The organism is Solwaraspora sp. WMMA2065 (assembly GCF_030345075.1).
In the GTDB taxonomy this organism is placed as follows: domain Bacteria; phylum Actinomycetota; class Actinomycetes; order Mycobacteriales; family Micromonosporaceae; genus Micromonospora_E.
Window position 1 is genome coordinate 2205361 of the sequence record NZ_CP128361.1, and the last position, 18105, is coordinate 2223465.

Consider the following 18105-nt stretch of genomic DNA (forward strand, 5'->3'; position numbering starts at 1 on the left):
GAACCCGACTCGGGCGCCGGCCGCCCGGATGGGAGTGCCTCCCCGGACGGCGTCACGCCGTCCGGGGAGGAAGGGTTGTCCGCGGACATCGGCAGCCGGGGCTCAGGGGTTGACGGCCGGGTCGGTGATTCCGCCCGCCTCGACGCCCCAGTTGCTCAGCGCCTGCTCGTAGCCGCCGTCGGCGATGATCGCGTCGAGCGCTTCGGCCAGGGCGTCAGCGAACCCGGCCTGGTCCTGGGCGACCACATAGCCGTACGGCGCCGAGTCGTAGATGTCACCGGACAGTTCCAGTTCGCCGTTGGTCTGCTGGACCGCGTACGCGCAGACCGGCGAGTCGGCCAGCATGGCGTCGTTCTTGCCGGAGACCACCGAGGTGGTCGCCTGGTCCTGCCCCTGGAACTGTTCGATGACGATCTCGGGGTCGCCGGCGTCGACGCACGCCGCCGAGCGGGCCTCGATGTCCTCCACCTGCACGGTGCCGGCCTGGACCGCCACCCGCTTGCCGCAGGCGGCGTCCGGGTCGACCGGTTCCCCGGCCCGTGACGCCCATTGGGTGCCGGCCGAGAAGTAGGACACCATGTCGACCTGGGCCTTGCGCTCGTCGTTGATGGTGAACGAGGAGACCCCGATCTCGTACTTGCCGGACATCACCCCGGGGATGATGTCGTCGAACTGGCTGGGCACGTACTCGGTGGTCAGACCGAGCTTGCCCGCGACGGTGTTGAACAGGTCGACGTCGAACCCGATGACGGTGCTGCCGTCGGTGTCGAGGAACTCCGCCGGAGCGTAGGTCGCGTCGACGCCGACCAGGATCTTGCCGTCGGCCTTGATCTCGTCGGGGACGAGCGCGGCCAGCTCGTCGTCGGCCGACGCGCTCGGCGCGTCGCCGCCGGGCTGTTCGACGCTGTCCTGCTCACCGCAGCCGGCGACGGCCAGCAGCAGAGCGAGCGCCCCGGCGATGCCGGCGGCGGCCCGCCGGATCCGGTGATGTGAGGTGGTCACGTTTCCTCCGAGGGGGTGGTCGGGTCGTACCGGTGCCGGGTCAGGCGACACCGAGGTACGCCTCCTTGACGGCCGGGTCGTGCAGCAGGTCGGCGCCGGTGCCGGACTTGACGATCCGACCGGTCTCCAGCACGTACGCACGGTGCGCCCGGGACAACGCCTGTTGGGCGTTCTGCTCAACCAGCAGGACCGTGGTGCCCTGCTGGTTGATTTCCACGATGATGTCGAAGATCTGCTGGATCAGCATCGGGGCGAGCCCCATCGACGGCTCGTCGAGCAGCAGCAGCTTCGGTCGGCTCATCAGCGCGCGGCCCACGGCGAGCATCTGCTGCTCGCCGCCGGACAGCGTGCCGCCGTGCTGCCTGCGACGCTCGGCCAGCCGGGGGAACAGGCCCAGCACCCGGTCCAGGTCGGCGGCGATACCGGCGCGGTCGCGCCGGGTGTACGCCCCCATGTCGAGGTTCTCCAGCACCGTCATGCCGGGGAAGATCCCCCGGCCCTCAGGCGCCTGGCACAGTCCGCGCCGGACCCGCAGGTCGGCCCGGAGCTTGGAGATGTCCTCGCCGTCGAAGGTAATCCGCCCGGCGGCGATCGGCCGGATGCCGGAAATCGCACGCATGGTGGTGGACTTGCCGGCACCGTTGGCACCGATCAGTGCAACGATCTCGCCCTCGTTCACCGTCAGGCTGATGCCGTGCAGCGCCTGGATCCGCCCGTACAGCAGGCTGACGTCGTCGATCTCAAGCAGCATCGTCGGGCACTCCCAGATAGGCGGCGATCACCCGGTGATCGTCCCGCACCTCGGCGGGCAGACCTTCGGCGATCTTCTTTCCGAACTCCAGCACCACGATCCGGTCGGTGACCCCCATGACCAGACGCATGTCGTGCTCGATCAGCAGCACGGTGACGCCCCGGTCGCGGATCTGCCGGATCAGTTGGAGCAGCTCCTCCTTCTCTGCCGGGTTGAATCCGGCCGCCGGCTCGTCGAGGCAGAGCAGCACCGGGCTGGTGGCCAGCGCCCGGGCGATCTCCAGCCGCCGCTGTTCGCCGTACGACAGGTTGCGGGCCATTTCGTCGATCCGGTGCCCGATGCCGACGAAGTCCAGCAGGTCGCGGGCCTTCTCCCGGCCGTCACGTTCCTCGCGCCAGTGCCTCGGCAGCCGCAGCATCGCCGAGACGACGCTGGTCTTGTGGTGGGCGTCCGCGCCGACCTGGACGTTCTCCAGGGCGGTCATCTCGGGAAAGAGCCGGATGTTCTGGAACGTCCGGGCCATGCCCATCTTGGTGATCTGGTGACGCTTCTTGCCGGTGATCCGCTGACCGCGGAACCGGATCTCGCCCTCGGTGGGCCGGTAGATGCCGGTCATCGCGTTGAAGCAGGTCGTCTTGCCGGCCCCGTTCGGACCGATCAGGCCGAGGATCTCGCCCTTGTAGAGGGTGAAGTCCACGTCGTCCAGGGCGACCACACCGCCGAAGCGCAGCGTGACGTGGTCGACCTCGAGCAGGGGTTCGCGGGTCACGGCGGTCGGGCCGGTCCCGGTCGCTTCGGTGTCAGCCACCGACGGCCACCTCCTTACGGCGGTCCTTGAACTCGGCGGATCGTCGCCGGTTGGCGATCAGGCCCTGCGGTCGGAAGATCATCATGACGACGAGAGTCAGGCCGAAGACCAGGAACCGGTACTCGTAGAGCTCGACGCCGAACAGCTCGATGCCCCGGAAGCGTTCGATCAGGTACGCCACCAGGCCGCCACCGACGATCGCGCCGACGATGTTGCCGGAGCCGCCGAGGATCACCGCGGCCAGGATGATGATCGAGTTGAGCAGTTCGAAGTTCTGCGAGCTGACGAAGTTCTGCTTGCCGGCGAACAACGCGCCGGCCAGGCCACCGATCGCCGCGCCCATGGCGAACGCCCACAGCTTGAACTTGAAGGTGGGCACCCCCATCAGCTGGGCGGCGTCCTCATCCTCCCGGATCGAGACCCAGGCCCGGCCGACCCGGCTGCGGTTGAGGTTGCTGACCAGGATCACCACCACGATGATCAGGGTGAGCACCAGCCAGTAGTACGGGCGGGCGTCCAGCACGCCGAAGACCGGTTTGCCGTCGGCGTACTCGCCGGGCGGGTGCGGGATCTGGTTGAGCCCGCGCTGGCCCTTGAGGAACTCGGAGCTGACCGCGGCGATCCGGATCATCTCGGCGAAGCCGAGGGTGACGATCGCCAGGTAGTCGCCGCGCAGCCGCAGGGTCGGGGTGCCGAGCATCAGACCGGAGATCATCGTGATGCCGATCGCCAGCGGCAGCGCCATCTCCCACTGCCAGAGCGTCTTCAGGTCGCTGCTCGGCGAGGTGAGCACCGCGACCGTGTACGCCCCGACGGCGAAGAAGCCGAAGTAGCCGAGGTCGAGCAGGCCGGCGAAGCCGACCACGATGTTCAGCCCGACCGCCAGCAGCACGTAGATGGAGACGGTGAACAGCACCTGACCGAAGTTGGACTCGGTGGTCGGGATCGGCCCGAGGTGCTGGTAGAAGCCTTCGTTGGGCAGGGCATAGAAGAACACCACCACGGCGGCGATCAGCACCCAGCGGGTCCACTTGGGCATGTGGTGCCAGCGGTCGGAGAGCTGGCCGCGTGCGTCGTGCAGCTTGGTCCGCAGACTGGTCATACCCGCGCCCTCCCCAGGGACTCGCCGAGTAGGCCGGTCGGCCGGAACATCAGTAGGACGACCAGCACGGCGAAGGCCACGAAGTCCTTCCACTGCGTACCGAACAGGCCGGAAGCGTAGTTCTCGACCACGCCGAGCAGGAAGCCGCCGAGCAGCGCGCCGCGCAGGTTGCCGATCCCGCCGAGCACGGCGGCGGTGAACGCCTTGAGCCCGAGCAGGAAGCCGACACTGTAGGTGAGCACCCCGATGCGGACGTTGTAGAGCAGGCCGGCGACGCCGGCCATCAGGCCGCCCATCACGAAGATGATCATGATGATCCGGTCCTTGTTGACCCCCATCAGCGCGGCGGTGTTCGGGTCCTGGGCGACCGCCCGCACGCCCCGGCCCATTCGGCTGCGGTTGATGAAGAAGTCAAGGCCGATCATCATGCCCAGCGCCGCGACGACGGTCAGCACCTGCACGATGCTGACCGGCACCCCGGCCACGGTGAACCACGGCTCGTTGCTGACGATGGTCGGCAGGCCCTGCGGCAACCGCCGGGTGTAGATGCCGAACGCCTCCGCCATCACGATGGACGCGCCGATCGCGGTGATCAGGAAGGCCAGCGGCGGCGCGTTGCGCTTGCGCAACGGCCGGTACGCGACCCGCTCGACCAGGGTCGCGGTCGCCGCCGACGCCAGCGCGGCGGCGACCATCGCGATCAGGAAGTAGAAGATGATCTGGCCCACTCCGCTGACCACCGAGTCCTGGGTCAGGCCGAGCGCGCCCCAGGTCCACAGCGCGGCGAACGCGCCGGCGATGAAGACCTCGGAGTGGGCGAAGTTGATGAGTCTGAGTACGCCGTAGACCAGCGTGTAACCCAGCGCGACCAGGGCATAGATGGCGCCCTGTGTCAAGCCGGTTGTGGTGAGCTCTCCGAAGTTCGAGAGCAGTCCGTTGACGTCCAAGGAGGGTGCTCCATCGAGGGCTGGGAAAAGAGTCGGGTGCGGCCGGGAGCGTGCTCCCGGCCGCACCCGCTAGACAGCTGATCTCGCCGATCGGGCAGATCAGGGCTTGGGGATCTCCTGGTCCGCCACGACCTCGCCGTCGACGACCTTGAACGCCCAGACGACGACCTGGTTGACGTCCATCTCGCCCTTGTCGTCGAACTTGTAGCTGGCCGCGACGCCTTCGCCTTCGTAGCCACGCACCCACTCGAGCAGCGCCTCGCGGGTGGTGTTGCCCTCCTTGATGCCCTCGAGCATGATGTTCGCCGCGTCGTAGGCGGTGTCGCTGTAGGTGCCCGGCGGGCTGCCGTGCAGCGCCTCGAAGTCGGCGGCGAAGCTGCCGCGCGCCTCGGTGGCCGGCTGGCAGGGGCAGGTGAGGATGGTGCCCTCGGCGGCGGCCGCACCGGCCGACTCGACGAACGCCGGGTCGTTGACGCCGTCACCGGCAACCATCGTCGCGGTGATGCCCGCGTCGGTGAGCTGCTTACGGATCAGGCCGGCCTCCTGGTAGTAGCCACCGAAGAAGACCGCGTCCGCTTCCGAGGAACGCACCTTGGTGACGGTCGCGGAGAAGTCGACCTGCTTGCCCTCGCCCTGGACCTTGTCGGAGTCGACGACCAGGTCGCCGAGGACGTTCTTGACCTCGTCGGCCAGCCCGGCACCGTACGCAGACTGGTCGTCGATGACGAACACCTTCTCCGCGTTCAGCACGTCGCGGATGTAGACGCCGGCGGCCGGACCCTGGCTCAGGTCGTTGCCGACGCCACGGAAGAAGGTCGGCCAGCCCTGGTCGGCCAGGCTCGGCCGGGTCGCCGACGGGGTGATGGTGACCAGACCGGCCTCGGCGAACAGCGGACCGGCCGCCTCCGACTCACCGGAGTACGCCGGACCGACGACGCCGAGCATCTTGTCGTCGTCGATGGCCCGCTGGGCCAGACCCGGCGCCTGGTCCGGACTGCCCTGCGAGTCCAGCCCAACCAGCTCGACCTTGCAGTCCGGGTTCGCCTCGTTGTACTGCTCGACCGCGAGCGCCGCGCCGTTGTTCTCGTTGATGCCGAGCGCCGCCGAGGGGCCGGTCAGCGCCCCGAAAAAGGCGATCTTGTAACCACACGCATCGCCGCCAGCTTCCGTGGTGTCGCCATCGCCGCTGCCGCAGGCGGCGCCGCCCGCGACGAGCGCCATCATGGCGACGCCGCCGAGCACGCGGACAAGATTACGCTTCAAGGCTCGAAACCCTCCTAGATCCAATTGGCCCGAACCACCCACTGCCGATTGGCTCTTGCGGGAAGCACGCACCCGGCCGCTATCCCGGCCTTGGGGCGGGACGCTATCCCACCTGCCGGGCACGCCGTAAGGTCCAGGAAGGGCCGTTGACAAAAACGTTACGTAGCGTGGCCTGACTGCCCGTATGGCTGTAACACGCGTCGGCTGTCATCCCCCGACGCCGATGCCGGGGCGACGGCTCACTGCTGCCGCCGGCGTCACCGCTCTGCTGCTGACTGGCGGCCTCGGTTCACTGCTGCTGGCTGGCGGCCTCACCGGGCGTCTCGGCCAGGATCCGGTCGGCGACGTCGCGCATGGTCATCCGATGGTCCATCGCCATCCGCTGGATCCACTTGAACGCCTGCGGCTCGGTCATGCCGTACGAGGTCATCAGCATGCCCTTGGCCCGCTCGACGACCTTGCGGGTCTCCAGCCGGTCGGTCAGGCCAGCGACCTCGGACTCCAGCGCGGCCACCTCGGAGTAGCGGGACAGCGCGATCTCGATCGCCGGCACCAGGTCGCTCTTCTGGAACGGCTTCACCAGGTACGCCATCGCACCCGCCGCCCGGGCCCGCTCCACCAGGTCCCGCTGGCTGAACGCGGTGAGGATGACCACCGGGGCGATCCGGCCACCGGCGATCCGCTCGGCCGCCGCCAACCCGTCCATGATCGGCATCTTGATGTCAAGGATGACCAGGTCGGGCTTGAGCTCCTCGGCGAGCCGGACGGCCGTCTCGCCGTCCCCGGCCTCGCCGACCACGTCGTAGCCCTCCTCCAGGAGCATCTCCGCCAGATCGAGGCGGATCAACGCCTCATCCTCCGCGATCAGCACCCGCCTGCGCTCGGCACCCGCCTGCCTGTCGGCCACGTACCCCTACCCCCAACGCTTGCCACCCGACACCCACCGGGTTGGGTGTCACCGCCTTCAGCGTAGTAGGTAGGCTTGGCGTAGCCGGGCCCCAGACCCGACAAAGGTCCCCGTACTCCAACCGGTAGAGAGACGGAGCTCAAACCTCCGACAGTGTGGGTTCGAATCCCACCGGGGGCACCACCCAGCTAGGCGCGGCCCTTCGGTCCGGTGGGCCGGACTCGATATCAGCGCTGTCCCGCCGTTGGCCCGTGGCTTCCGCTGCGCAGCATCGGCGGATACAGCACGGTCGCCCCACCGGCACGGTAGAGCGCGGCGGGCCGGCCCACGTCGGTCACCCGGCGATGGCCGGTAGGAACGAGAAAGTCGTCGGCGTTGACCACCTTGCGGTGGAAGTTGCGGGGATCGATACCCATCCCCCACACCACCTCGTACACCCGCCGCAGCTCGGTGATGGTGAAGGTCGGCGGGCAGAACGCCGTCGCCAGGGTCGTGTACTCCAGTTTGGCGCGGGCCCGTTCGACTCCGTCGGCCAGGATCGTGGCGTGGTCGAAGGCGAGGTCGTCCGAGCCGAGCTCGTCGACCGGCGACCACCTTGCGTGTCGCGCGTCGGTGCCGGCCGCCGGCAGCGGCAGGTCCGGAGCGAGCGCGAGGTACGCGATGCTGACCACCCGGCCTCGCGGATCGCGCCCGGGCTCGGTATAGCTGTACAGCTGTTCGAGGTGGAGGGCGCGGCCGTCGATCCCGGTCTCCTCGGCGAGCTCCCGCAGGGCGGCGGCACCGGAGTCCTCATTGGCGCCGACGAACCCTCCAGGTAGGGCGGTCCTGCCCAGAAAGGGCTGCTTGCCTCGTTCGATCAGCAGCACGTGCAACCGCTCGTCCCGCACGGTCAACACGACCAGGTCAACCGTCAGTGACACCAGGGTCACTACTCCTCGACCGTTCACGGCCCGAGTGTATCCAATCGTCACCTTGACGATAACCGATTGCCCACTTACGCTTGGTAACTGATATCGTCAGCCTGACGATATCTATCGGCTACCTGTGACGACCCGGTCCCGCCCGGTCGTCGTTCAACCGCGATCCGATTTCAGCACCCTCCCCGGAGGTCGCCCTCATGACCGATCAGATCTCCCCCGTGCCGCCGCAGCGGCCGCCCACGCCGCAGCCGGCCACACCGCAACCGCCGACGCCGACGGTGGCGGTGGCGGTGGCGGTGGCGCCCACCTCAGCTACCCGACACCTTGTCGTCGGCGCGTACCTCGACGAGCGGTTCTGCCGGGCCGCGCTACGGGAGGTGTACGACCAGCCGACCCGGGCGGTGGCACCGTCCTACGGGTTCGACCTCGGCACCGTGCTCGGGCACTGCCGACAGGCCGGGCGCATCCTCACCATCCGGGACTCCGTCATCGTCGGAGTGCTGCTCCTCAGCCTCTGCATCGGAGGGTTCGGCATCCTGGCGACCGGCATGCTGCTCGGCGCCGTGCAGTCGGTTGTCTCGACAATCCGGTTGGTGCGCGACTCGCTGCACCGGACAGCCGTCGACGAGTCGCGACGGCTGAGCCGGATCGTTGGCTCCGCCGCCGCGAGTCTGGTCAGCATCGGCGCGTTCTGGCTGTTCCTGGCCCTGCTCTTCGGCTCCGCCAGCCTCCTGGTGACCAGTCAGGCGTTCCAAGGCGAAGACCCCGTCACGAGCTTGTTGGTAGTCGTCCATATCGGAGCCGTGATGGCTTTGTGCGCTGCGTTCGGGCCCACCGTGGTCGCCAACATCGTCCGGTGGCACGAGGCCGCGCAGCATGGGCCCGCCAGCCGTCCGCCGGCCCCGCCGTCGGACGGCCGGATCCAGGAGATCCTGCGGCAGCAGGGCGGGAACACCATCGTCTACTCCGGCTACTCTCCCTTCGTCGGATCGGGAAAGGTCCTGGGAATCTCGGACCTGGCCGTCCGGATGATCCGCCCGCAACAGGGCTTCGATGACCGGTCCTCCGAGTCACAGCGGGAGATCGACGAACTCCCGTTCGCTGCGGAGCAGCTCGTCGGATACGTCCGGGACCGGCTCGCGACGCTCAGCCAGGCGGACTCGCCGGAGCACCTGTTGCCGGGCCTGACGGTGGTGGACAAGGTCTTCACCGCGGGTACCGAGACCACCGAACTAGCCCAGATGACCTGGGGACCCACCATGGTGGACATCATCCGGCAGCCGCGCGACGCCCGCCGGCACTACCTCGCCTGCCAGGTCACCTCCTGGCGGGGCGAGCTGGTCACCACCGTGTACGCGCACTTCGCGCTGCAGGGCCGCACGCTCTACCTCGAGATCGCCACCTGCGCGCTGGCCCCGTGCCGCGACGAGTACCGGATCGTTGACGACGTCAGCAGCATCGGACTACTGCCCTACGCCAGGGCCGCCCTGTCCGGTCTGGCCGAATCACCGCAGGTGGTGGCGATGGCTCCGGTCAACCTGGCCCGGACCGTCGTACGGTCGCTGATCCGGCGCGTCGCGACGAGTCGGTCGGCCCTGCCGTACGGCATCGACCGGGGCGCCCGGGTCGGAGTTCGCGAGCTGGCCACCTTCGACGAGGTCCGCAACGACTTCCAGAACCAGGACGTCGCGAAGTACCAGGAGATTGTCACTCGCCGCCTGGTCGCCGCCACCCTCGACTTCCTCGTCGAGCAGGGGGTGGACGTCACCGAGTTCCGCCAGCGCGCAAACGTCCTGATCAACAGCGGCTTCTACGCCGTTGGCAACGTGCAGACCGGCAACATCTCCAACTCGTTCAACCCGGTCCGGAAGTGAGCATCTGATGAATCAGCCAGGCGTCAGTCACAACAGCGGCTTCTACGCCAGCGGCAACGTACGCACCGGCAACATCTCCAACTCGTTCAACCCGGTTTCCGGCGGCGCCACGCCACACCGGGGCGACACCCGTGCCGTACCGCAGCAGTCCGAAACCGACCCCGCCCAGCAGCGGGCCGATCTGGGTGTGCTGACCGTACTGCCGCAGGAGACGCGCGCCGTCGTCGAGGTCTTCCAGCAGGCCGAGGAGTACCGCCGCAAGGTGCTCCCCGACGGCAGCCGGGTGCACGAGGCCACCTTCGAGACTCCGCACGGGCCGCGCACAGCGGTGCTGATGCAGACCCTGGACCGGGGGCAACTGTCGGCCACCGCCGCCTACACCCGGCTACGGCACTGGTACGCGCCGCCGATCATCGCCCTCGTCGGCATCGCCGGTGGCATCAGCGCCCAACTCGACGTCGGCGACGTGGTCCTCGCCGACCAGATCATTTTCTACGACAACCATCGGGACACCGCGGACGGTCCCCGCTGGCGGGGCGAGTCGACGGCGCTGACGGCGGCACTGACCATCGCGGTAAACGACCTGTTCAGCACCGAGGGCGAGCCATTGCGAATTCCCTCACCGGATCACGGCGGCGACTTCCGCGTACGACGCGGGCCGCTGGGTTCCGGCAGCGCGGTGATCACCGACGAACACTCCCGGATCCGTACGTTCTTGCATGACTTCCAGGAGAAGTGCCTCGCTGTCGAGACCGAGTCCGGTGGCCTCGTACAGGGCTTCCGGGAGGAGTTCGCCGACGGTACCGGGCTCACCGGCTGGCTCGTGCTCCGCGGCATTTCCGACCATGCAGACGCGGCAAAGGGCCACCGCGACCATGACCTGGCGGCCCGAAACGCCGCCCGGGCGTTCCACCGCGTGCTGCCCTACCTGTGGGACGCACGCCGCTGACAGGTGCTGCCCGGACCCGGTCCGGGCAGCACCTGCCGTACCAGGAGGATGCGATGCCAGGTCCGGTTCGCGCCTGGCCACCGCGCAGGCGTGGTCTGTTCAGCCACCGGCTGGACACCGTAATCACCGTCCTGCTCGCCCTGGCGCTCGGTCTGCTCGGCGTCCTTGACGTGGTCGACACCGCCACCGTGGCTGCCGCGACGCTGGGAACGCTGGCCCTGCTCACCACGACTGTGGCCGGGGAGCGCCGGCAGCTGGACCAGGTGGTGCGCCGGCTGGACGGCGCGGTACGGCTGATTCGGCACCTGCCGGCCCAGCCGTCCGGCGGGATGTCGCTACGGGCCTCCACCTCCGGTGCAGACGTCGACCTCACCGACGTCGAGGACATTGCCCTAGTCGGGGTGACCCTCGGCCGGACCCTGCGTAACCAGGTCGATCAGATCGCCAGCCGGCTTGCCGCAGGTGCCCGCATCAGAGTGGCGCTCATCGACCCGGCGACCTCCGTACCGGCCGAGGCCGCCCGGCGGGCCACCCTTCCGGACGACCGGGACATCTTCGTCAACCGGGCCCGGCCTACTCTCGACCTGTTACGCGAGCTGGCCCGTACCGCCCGTCCCGGCACCGGCTCCCTGGAGGTACGGTTGCTGCCGCTCGTGCCGGCGTCGGGGATGATCCTGCTGGACGCCGACGAGGAGACCGGACGCATTCACGTCGACCTCTACTCCCACCGCCCGTCGGCAGCCGAACCGATGATGACGCTGACCACCGCCAGTCTGCAGTGGTACCGACACTTCCGTGACGAGTTCGAACACCTCTGGCGGCACGGACGGCCGGTCGACCTCACTGGTGCTCCGGTGCCCTGACCGGCCGCTCTGGTTCGGCCCGGCTGCGGTGCAGGTGGCGTACGCTCGGGCGAGCTATCAGTGCAGGCCGCCGGGGTCGCTGCGTCACCGCTGGCGAGGCAGGGAGCAGGAGGACATGGAACTGGCCATCGGGCTCTTCTGCCTGATTTGTATAGTTGTGGTAGTCTTCGCCGGGTACGGCGTCGCGGTGTACAACGGACTGGTCACCGCCCGTAACGCGTTCCGGAACGCGTTCGCCCAGATCGACGTACAGCTGACCCGACGCCACGACCTCATCCCCAACCTCGTCGAGGTTGCCAAGGGGTACATGAGACACGAACGTGAGGCGCTCGAAGCGGTGATCGCCGCTCGCGGCGGCGCGGTCGACGCGCAGGCCGCCGCGACCGGTAAGCCGGGCGACCCCGCAGCGATGCAGCAGCTAGCCGGGGCCGAGAACATGCTGACCCAGAGCCTGGGAAGGCTGTTCGCGCTCTCCGAGGCGTACCCGGACCTCAAGGCCAACCAGAACATGATGCAGCTGACCGAGGAGCTGACCTCCACCGAGAACCGGGTCGCGTTCGCCCGGCAGGCCTACAACGACGCGGTGATGGGCTACAACAACAAGCGGGAACGCTTCCCCGGCAGCATCGTGGCGAGCATGTTCTCGTTCAGCCCGGCCGCCCTGTTCGAGGTCGACGATCCGCAGCAGCGGCAGGCTCCCCAGGTGAACTTCTGAGCGAATGAACTTCTTCGAACGGCAACGTCAGGTCCGACGGGTCTCCGCCCGGCTGGTCGTGCTGTTCGTGGCCGCCGTCGTCGGCATCGTGGCCGTGGTCGACCTCGCCGTCTTCGTCGTCTTCGACGGCGCGTCCCGGCAACCGGTCGCGCTCCTCGGCATGCTGGTGGTGACCAGTCTGGCGACCGTCGCGGTGATCGGCCTGGCGGCGCTGGTCCGCACCGTCACGCTACGCGGTGGCGGCGGACGGGTGGCCCGGGAACTCGGCGGCGTACCGGTGCCGCCGGACACCATCGACCCGCAGCTGCGCCGGCTGCGCAACGTGGTCGAGGAGATCGCCATCGCCTCCAGCGTGCCGGTGCCGGAGATCTACCTGCTGCCGCGCGAGGAGGGGATCAACGCGTTCGCCGCCGGCTGGTCGACCTCGGATGCGGCGATCGCGGTCACCCGTGGCACGCTGGAGCGGCTCAACCGCGACGAGCTGCAGGGCGTCATCGCCCACGAGTTCAGCCACGTGGTCAACGGCGACATGCGGCTCAACATCCGGTTGATGGGGCTGCTGTTCGGCATCCTGTTCCTGGCGGTGATCGGCCGTGGCCTACTGCGCACCGGATTCGTCAGCGGTGGCCGCTCCCGCAGCGACAACCGGGGCGGCAATCCGCTGCCGCTGATCGGGCTGGCGATGGTCGCCGCCGGGTACGTCGGTGTGCTGGTCGGCCGACTGATCAAAGCGTCGGTGTCCCGGCAACGCGAGTACCTGGCCGACGCGTCGGCCGTGCAGTTCACCCGGCAGACCGCCGGGCTGGCCGGTGCGCTCAAGAAGATCGCCGGGCTGCCCGCCGGGTCACAGTTGAAGAGTCCGAAGTCCGAAGAGGTCGGCCACATGCTGTTCGGCCCGGGTGGCAGGCTGACCGCGCTGTTCTCGACGCATCCGCCGATCGCCGACCGGATCAAGGCACTCGATCCCAGCTTCGACGCGACCGAGCTGACCACACTGTCCCGGCGGTGGGCGGCGGCCCCGCCGTCCGGGCTGGCCGAGGACCGCGCGCTCGGGCTCACCGGCGGCACCCCGGGCGGCGCCGCGTTGCCCGCCGACGCCGCGTTGCCCGCCGACGACACCCAGGTGCCGATGGACCCGGCCCAGGTTGTCGACCGGATCGGCGCGCCGCCGGCGAGCGCCTACCAACACGCCGCCGACCTGCTCTCCCGGATCCCGCAGGAGCTGACGGAGCAGGCCCGTCGACCGGACACAGTGGCACCGTTGATCCTCGGCCTGCTGCTGTCGGCCGACCCGCAGGTCCGCGCCGGCCAGCATGCCGCCATCGCCCAGCGGTACGGCTCCGCGCTCGCCGACGCCGCCTGGCAGGCCGGTGCGCGCACCGCCGGCCTGCACCCGATGCTACGGCTGCCGCTGGCCGAGGTCGCCTTCCCCGCGTTGGCGCAGCGGTCACCGGCCGACCGGGACGCGCTCGCCGACGCGATGGCCACCCTGGTCCGGGCCGACGGGCGGATCAGCGTCTTCGAGTACTGCCTGTCCCGGCTCGTCGGCGACGAGCTGCGCGAATCGCTGCGGCCATCGTCGAAGCCGGGCCACGGCCGCCGTACGCTGCGCGCCAGCCAACCGGCTGTACAGACGCTGCTCAGCGTGCTCGCCCAGGCCGGGCACCCGGACCCGGCCGCCGCGCAGCGGGCCTTCGCCGCCGGTGCGGCGCATGCTCTGCCCGAGGCATCCGCCCGGTTCACCCCGCCTGCGGGCGGCGTACTGGAACTGGAATCGGTCTGGCCGCTCCTCGACGAACTGCGCCCGGTGGAGAAGTCCCGGCTGGTGGCGGCGGCGGTCGCGGTGATCGGACACGACGGGGTGATGACCGTGCCGGAGGTCGAGCTGCTGCGGACCATCTGCCTGATCCTGCACAGCCCACTGCCACCACTTCCGGTGCCGGCCTGACCGCTCACAGCCTGCCCCTGGAGCCGCGCTCGTGACGACGTCCTCGCTGACCGACCTCGTACAGCCGTGATCCACAGCGTCTCTTCGACCCGACACGCCGGCGTGTGGTCAGCTCGAGCGCAGCGGATCACGGCACATGCGTCTGAAGATGGGCGGCTACCTCGTTACTGTGGCGAAAACGAGGAAGGCATCCCGTCCGTGGGACGTGAAGATCAACGTCGCCCCTTCCCTATCTTTGCTGTCCCGGACAGCGACGATTCCTGGGTAGTTAGTTGCAACCTCGACACAGTTGCCTTGTGAGCTACTTTGGCTGCTCTTCCGCCGCTCCGCACCGGTCAGATCAGACATGATTCCTCCCCGGTTGACTTCCGCCTATCTCCTACCTACCAGGGTAGTAGCTTGCGGTTGTAGAAGAGGTCGCCGGTGGGTCCATCGTCGGGGAGCGTGGCCAGCCAGGTGAAGGTGTCGGCTGCTTCGCCGGGAGTGTCATTGGCTTTTCCGTAGGCGAGGCGGGTGTCGACCTTCCCCGGCGACGCCGCGTTGACGAGGATGTTGTGCTCGTGTAGCTCTGCGGCGAGGATCTGGGTGAACGCGTTGACGCCTGCTTTGGAGACTCGGTAGGAGACGCTGCCGGTGCCCATTTCGGCGGACGTACCCATGTGGCTGGTGACGTTGACGATCCGGCCGTACCCATTTCGCTTCATCTCCGGGATGGCGGCGGTGCAGCAGCGCCAGGTGCCGATGAGGTTCGCGTCGAGGGTCGCAGCGACCTTCTCCATGTCGGCCGCGCTGGCTGCCTGGCCTCGGTCGATGGCGATGGCAGCGTTGTTGACCAGGACGTCGAGCCGGCCGTACTGGTAGCCGACGTCGGCCATGGCGCGCGCGACGCTGGCGGGGTCGGTGATGTCGAGCTGGTGGCCGGAGGCAGGCAGGCCGAGGCCGGTCAGCTCGGCGGCGGTGCGCTCTGCGGCTTCGACGCTTCTGGCGGTGACCACGACGTGGAGGCCGGCCTGTGCAAGCTGCTGGGCGATTGCTCGGCCGAGCCCTCGGTTGGCTCCGGTGACGACGGCTACCCGCTGGACGTCCGATGTCATGGTGCTATGCGACCAGACCCCGTACGCGTTCGTCCAACTCGCGGGTGGCGGGGGTGTCGTACTTGGTAAGGCGGCTGTGGATGCCCATCAGCCGGTGATGATTCCGTAGCGAGCGGGTCTTCACGACCTCGGGTGCTGCGCGGTGTACGTAGGCGCAGGCTTGTTCGACGTCGCCGAGGCTGGCGGCGACGTCTGCTCGCCAGATCAGGTAGGTGGCGCGGTCCCGGCTACGGGTCGTGGGTTGCAGATCCAAGGCTTGGGCGAGCCAGCGGTCGGCGTTCTGGTACCGGTCGAGCATCAGGTAGCAGGCCGCGACCTGAGCGCAGTACTCGGCTTGGTCGAAGTAGCCCGCCCAGGCAGGGCCGGGCTCGTCGTCTGCTCGGGCCATGTGCGTTTCGGCGCTGGTGAGGCAGCGCTCCGCTGCACTGGCGTCGTTGAGGGCGGCGTGGGCGCGGGCCTGGCGCGTGGCGAACATCGCCAGGACCCGCGCGGGAGCGTCCCCGGCTCCGTTGACGGCGGCGGTTGCCAGTGCGAGTGCTTCGTCTGCCCGGTCGCTGTCGACTCGCTGCAGACTCATGCACTTCAGAATGTTCGCGCCGGCGGTTCGGTCGTCGGCGAGGTGCGCGGTGTGCAGCGCGGCGACCCAGTAGCGCTCGGCTGCGGCCTGGTGGCCGGCGTCGAAGCTGGCCCAGCCTGCGATCCTGCCGAGTTCGGTGGCGACTGCGAACATCCGTCGGCGGATGCTGTCGGCGTAGGAGCTGTTGTTCAAGAGGTCGGTGACGAGTCGCAACTCCGCGTCCACGACGTCACGGACGCTGCCGCCGCCGAGGAGCGCGTCGATCTGCCGGAGAGTGGGGAGGCGCTGCTCGAAGCAGTCGACGAGCGAGGCGTCGAGTGGGCCGCCGTCCAGCCCCGAACGCAACGGTGGCGGATCAAGCGTGAGCCACTGCTGTGCGAGTGTCGCCGCCGCGCCGACACCGAGGATCATGAACCCGCGCCGATCCAACACTGCTGCTCCCGCCGTCTCTCTCAACAGCGTCAATCCGCCGTCCATCGTCCAAGGGGTGTCGGTATCGATCCGCTGACCGACCGGTAGCCAATGGGGCCAGCCCAGCTCGCGGACCGCCTGACGCGGTACGCCCAACTCGTCGGCGAGCGCGCACTGAGTTGCGAGGTCGGGCACGACGCCCCAACGCTCCCAGCGCCACGCTTTCTCGCGTCGGGCAGCGGTGTTCAGCCGCCGGCGCGGGCCTGCGGCGACCGGCACGGACCGTACGCGCACTACACGTTCACCGCCGGCCGCGTGGAGCCGACCGGCCGGCACCACCATCTGGCGTTCCTGGCGGCGGCACCCTGGCTGAGACGGCGAGGCATCGGGTCGGCGCTGCTGGCCGCGCATCATGCCCGGCTCGACCGGATCGGGATGCCGGCCGTGGTCGAGGCGAGCAGCCAGCGACAGCGGGTGTTCCACGAACGCCACGGCTACCGGATCGTCCGGGTGGCCCACCTGCCGGCCGGCGGCCCACCGCTGTGGGCGATGCGCCGCTCCGGTGACCCGGTCGACCAACCGCCCATGGCGGTAGCCCGGCGTGTCGGCTGAGCCAGAAGAGCCGCAGCGCCTCGTCGATGTAGAGGCTGAGATACCTCAAACCTGCGTCATAGGGTGTCTCAGCCTCACATCGACGCGTGCCGGCGAGGAACCGACCGGCCTGGTCGGGTCACCAGTTGTGCATCGACCCGTCGGTGAGGCGGTTGACCGGCAGCGAGGCCGGCGCGTACGGGTAGCGCGCCGCCGCTGACTCGTCGATGTCGACGCCGAGCCCGGGTTCCTCGCCGGGGTGCAGGTAGCCGTCGGCGAAGTGGTACGAGTGCGGGAACACCTCGTCGGTGGCCTCGGTGTGCCGCATGTACTCCTGCAGGCCGAAGTTGGGGATGCTCAGGTCGACGTGCAGCGCGGCGGCCATGCAGACCGGCGACAGGTCGGTGGCGCCGTGCGATCCGCTGCGGACGTGGTGCAGCGCGGCCAGGTCGAAGATCCGCCGCAGGTGGCTGATCCCGCCGGCTCGCACCACCGTGGTACGGACGTAGTCGATCAGCTGCTCGGTGATCAGCTGCTGGCAGTCGAAGATGGTGTTGAAGACCTCCCCGACGGCGATCGGGGTGGTCGTGTGCTGGCGGATCAGCCGGAAGCCCTCCTGCAGCTCGGCCGGGACCGGGTCCTCCAGCCAGGTCAGCCGGTACGGTTCCAGGTCCTTGCCGAGCCGGGCCGCCTCGATCGGGGTGAGCCGGTGGTGGGCGTCGTGCAGCAGCTTCAGGTGCGGGCCGAACTCGTCGCGTACCGCCGCGAAGACCTGCGGGGTGTGCACCAGGTAGCGCTCGGTCGACCAGGTGGTCTCGGTGGGGATCACGGCGTCGGCCGGCTCGTAGAACATCCGGTCCTTGCCGACGCCGTAGGTGGCCGGCAGGCCCGGGACGGCGGTCTGCACCCGCACCGCCCGGTAGCCGAGGTCGACGTAGCGGGCCACCTCGGCGAGCACCTCGGGGACCGTCTCGGCGTTGGCGTGGCCGTAGACGGTGACCCCGTCGCGGCAGCGACCGCCGAGCAGCTGGTAGACCGGTAGTCCGGCGGTCTTTCCCTTGATGTCCCACAGCGCGGTGTCGACTGCCGCGATGGCGCTCATCGTGACCGGACCGCGCCGCCAGTAGGCACCCCGGTACAGGTACTGCCAGGTGTCCTCGATCCGGCTCGCGTCCCGACCGATCAGCGTCGGCACCACGTGGTCACGCAGGTAGCTGGCGACGGCCAGTTCGCGGCCGTTGAGGGTGGCGTCGCCGACGCCGGTCACACCGTCCGAGGTGACGATCTTCAAGGTGACGAAGTTGCGGCCCGGGCAGGTCACGATCACCCGGGCGTCCACGATCCGCATCGACCAGTCTCCTCGTCTGCGCGGCCGGCTGCCGC

The 18105-nt window shown here is 69.1% G+C and carries 18 protein-coding genes and 1 tRNA gene; 7 read left to right on the forward strand and 12 right to left on the reverse strand.

What is annotated here, in order from left to right; all coding sequences use genetic code 11:
* Nucleotides 1-102: 102 nt before the first annotated feature.
* From O7610_RS09995 to O7610_RS10025, 7 genes are all read right to left on the reverse strand, one after another.
* Entirely contained in the window at nt 103-1002 is a 900-nt protein-coding gene (locus tag O7610_RS09995; protein WP_281550459.1) for an ABC transporter substrate-binding protein, read from the reverse strand.
* 40 nt (nt 1003-1042) lie between these two features.
* Nucleotides 1043-1753 carry an ABC transporter ATP-binding protein gene (locus tag O7610_RS10000; protein WP_281550460.1) on the reverse strand — a complete coding sequence of 237 codons (711 nt, stop codon included), beginning with the start codon at nt 1751-1753 and terminating at the stop codon, nt 1043-1045.
* The gene (locus tag O7610_RS10005; protein ID WP_281550461.1) at nt 1743-2561 is read right to left on the reverse strand and encodes an ABC transporter ATP-binding protein; all 819 of its coding nucleotides are present in this window, start codon (nt 2559-2561) and stop codon (nt 1743-1745) included. The genes O7610_RS10000 and O7610_RS10005 overlap by 11 nt, the downstream gene beginning before the upstream one ends.
* Complete coding sequence (locus O7610_RS10010; protein ID WP_281550462.1) at nt 2554-3663, reverse strand: branched-chain amino acid ABC transporter permease; 1110 nt, start codon at nt 3661-3663, stop codon at nt 2554-2556. The genes O7610_RS10005 and O7610_RS10010 overlap by 8 nt, the downstream gene beginning before the upstream one ends.
* Nucleotides 3660-4610 (reverse strand): branched-chain amino acid ABC transporter permease, encoded by a 951-nt coding sequence (locus tag O7610_RS10015; protein WP_281550463.1) that lies wholly within the window; start codon nt 4608-4610, stop codon nt 3660-3662. The genes O7610_RS10010 and O7610_RS10015 overlap by 4 nt, the downstream gene beginning before the upstream one ends.
* A gap of 99 nt (nt 4611-4709) precedes the next feature.
* Nucleotides 4710-5834, reverse strand: a complete 1125-nt coding sequence (locus O7610_RS10020) for a branched-chain amino acid ABC transporter substrate-binding protein (RefSeq protein WP_475053785.1) — start codon at nt 5832-5834, stop codon at nt 4710-4712.
* 328 nt (nt 5835-6162) lie between these two features.
* Complete coding sequence (locus O7610_RS10025; RefSeq protein ID WP_281550465.1) at nt 6163-6780, reverse strand: ANTAR domain-containing response regulator; 618 nt, start codon at nt 6778-6780, stop codon at nt 6163-6165.
* 106 nt (nt 6781-6886) lie between these two features.
* On the opposite strand from O7610_RS10025, the gene O7610_RS10030 reads away from it, so the two are divergent.
* Nucleotides 6887-6963: transfer RNA gene (locus O7610_RS10030), tRNA-Leu, on the forward strand.
* A gap of 44 nt (nt 6964-7007) precedes the next feature.
* Here O7610_RS10030 and O7610_RS10035 read toward each other — a convergent pair.
* The gene (locus tag O7610_RS10035) at nt 7008-7700 is read right to left on the reverse strand and encodes an NUDIX hydrolase (RefSeq protein ID WP_281550466.1); all 693 of its coding nucleotides are present in this window, start codon (nt 7698-7700) and stop codon (nt 7008-7010) included.
* A 197-nt stretch (nt 7701-7897) separates the two neighbouring features.
* On the opposite strand from O7610_RS10035, the gene O7610_RS10040 reads away from it, so the two are divergent.
* From O7610_RS10040 to O7610_RS10060, 5 genes are all read left to right on the forward strand, one after another.
* Nucleotides 7898-9574 carry an AbeC-like domain-containing protein gene (locus O7610_RS10040; RefSeq protein WP_289213111.1) on the forward strand — a complete coding sequence of 559 codons (1677 nt, stop codon included), beginning with the start codon at nt 7898-7900 and terminating at the stop codon, nt 9572-9574.
* Between the two features lie 7 nt (nt 9575-9581).
* Nucleotides 9582-10523 (forward strand): 5'-methylthioadenosine/S-adenosylhomocysteine nucleosidase family protein, encoded by a 942-nt coding sequence (locus O7610_RS10045; protein WP_289213112.1) that lies wholly within the window; start codon nt 9582-9584, stop codon nt 10521-10523.
* Nucleotides 10524-10576: 53 nt separating this feature from the next.
* Nucleotides 10577-11386, forward strand: a complete 810-nt coding sequence (locus O7610_RS10050) for a hypothetical protein (RefSeq protein ID WP_281550469.1) — start codon at nt 10577-10579, stop codon at nt 11384-11386.
* Between the two features lie 115 nt (nt 11387-11501).
* The gene (locus tag O7610_RS10055) at nt 11502-12101 is read left to right on the forward strand and encodes a LemA family protein (RefSeq protein ID WP_281550470.1); all 600 of its coding nucleotides are present in this window, start codon (nt 11502-11504) and stop codon (nt 12099-12101) included.
* A 4-nt stretch (nt 12102-12105) separates the two neighbouring features.
* A complete protein-coding gene (locus tag O7610_RS10060; protein WP_289213113.1) occupies nt 12106-14049 on the forward strand; it encodes a M48 family metallopeptidase in 1944 nt (647 codons plus the stop codon).
* Nucleotides 14050-14205: 156 nt separating this feature from the next.
* Here O7610_RS10060 and O7610_RS10065 read toward each other — a convergent pair whose 3' ends face one another.
* From O7610_RS10065 to O7610_RS10075, 3 genes are read right to left on the reverse strand one after another with little or no spacing between them, the layout of a single operon-like run.
* Complete coding sequence (locus O7610_RS10065) at nt 14206-14397, reverse strand: DUF397 domain-containing protein (RefSeq protein ID WP_289213114.1); 192 nt, start codon at nt 14395-14397, stop codon at nt 14206-14208.
* Between the two features lie 35 nt (nt 14398-14432).
* Nucleotides 14433-15143 (reverse strand): SDR family NAD(P)-dependent oxidoreductase, encoded by a 711-nt coding sequence (locus tag O7610_RS10070; protein WP_289213115.1) that lies wholly within the window; start codon nt 15141-15143, stop codon nt 14433-14435.
* A gap of 4 nt (nt 15144-15147) precedes the next feature.
* Nucleotides 15148-16425 carry an NsdA family TPR-like regulatory protein gene (locus tag O7610_RS10075; protein WP_289213116.1) on the reverse strand — a complete coding sequence of 426 codons (1278 nt, stop codon included), beginning with the start codon at nt 16423-16425 and terminating at the stop codon, nt 15148-15150.
* A 21-nt stretch (nt 16426-16446) separates the two neighbouring features.
* On the opposite strand from O7610_RS10075, the gene O7610_RS10080 reads away from it, so the two are divergent.
* Entirely contained in the window at nt 16447-16743 is a 297-nt protein-coding gene (locus tag O7610_RS10080) for a GNAT family N-acetyltransferase (protein ID WP_289213117.1), read from the forward strand.
* A gap of 118 nt (nt 16744-16861) precedes the next feature.
* Here O7610_RS10080 and manD read toward each other — a convergent pair whose 3' ends face one another.
* Nucleotides 16862-18070 (reverse strand): D-mannonate dehydratase ManD, encoded by a 1209-nt coding sequence (gene manD / locus O7610_RS10085; protein ID WP_289213118.1) that lies wholly within the window; start codon nt 18068-18070, stop codon nt 16862-16864.
* Nucleotides 18071-18105 lie beyond the last annotated feature (35 nt).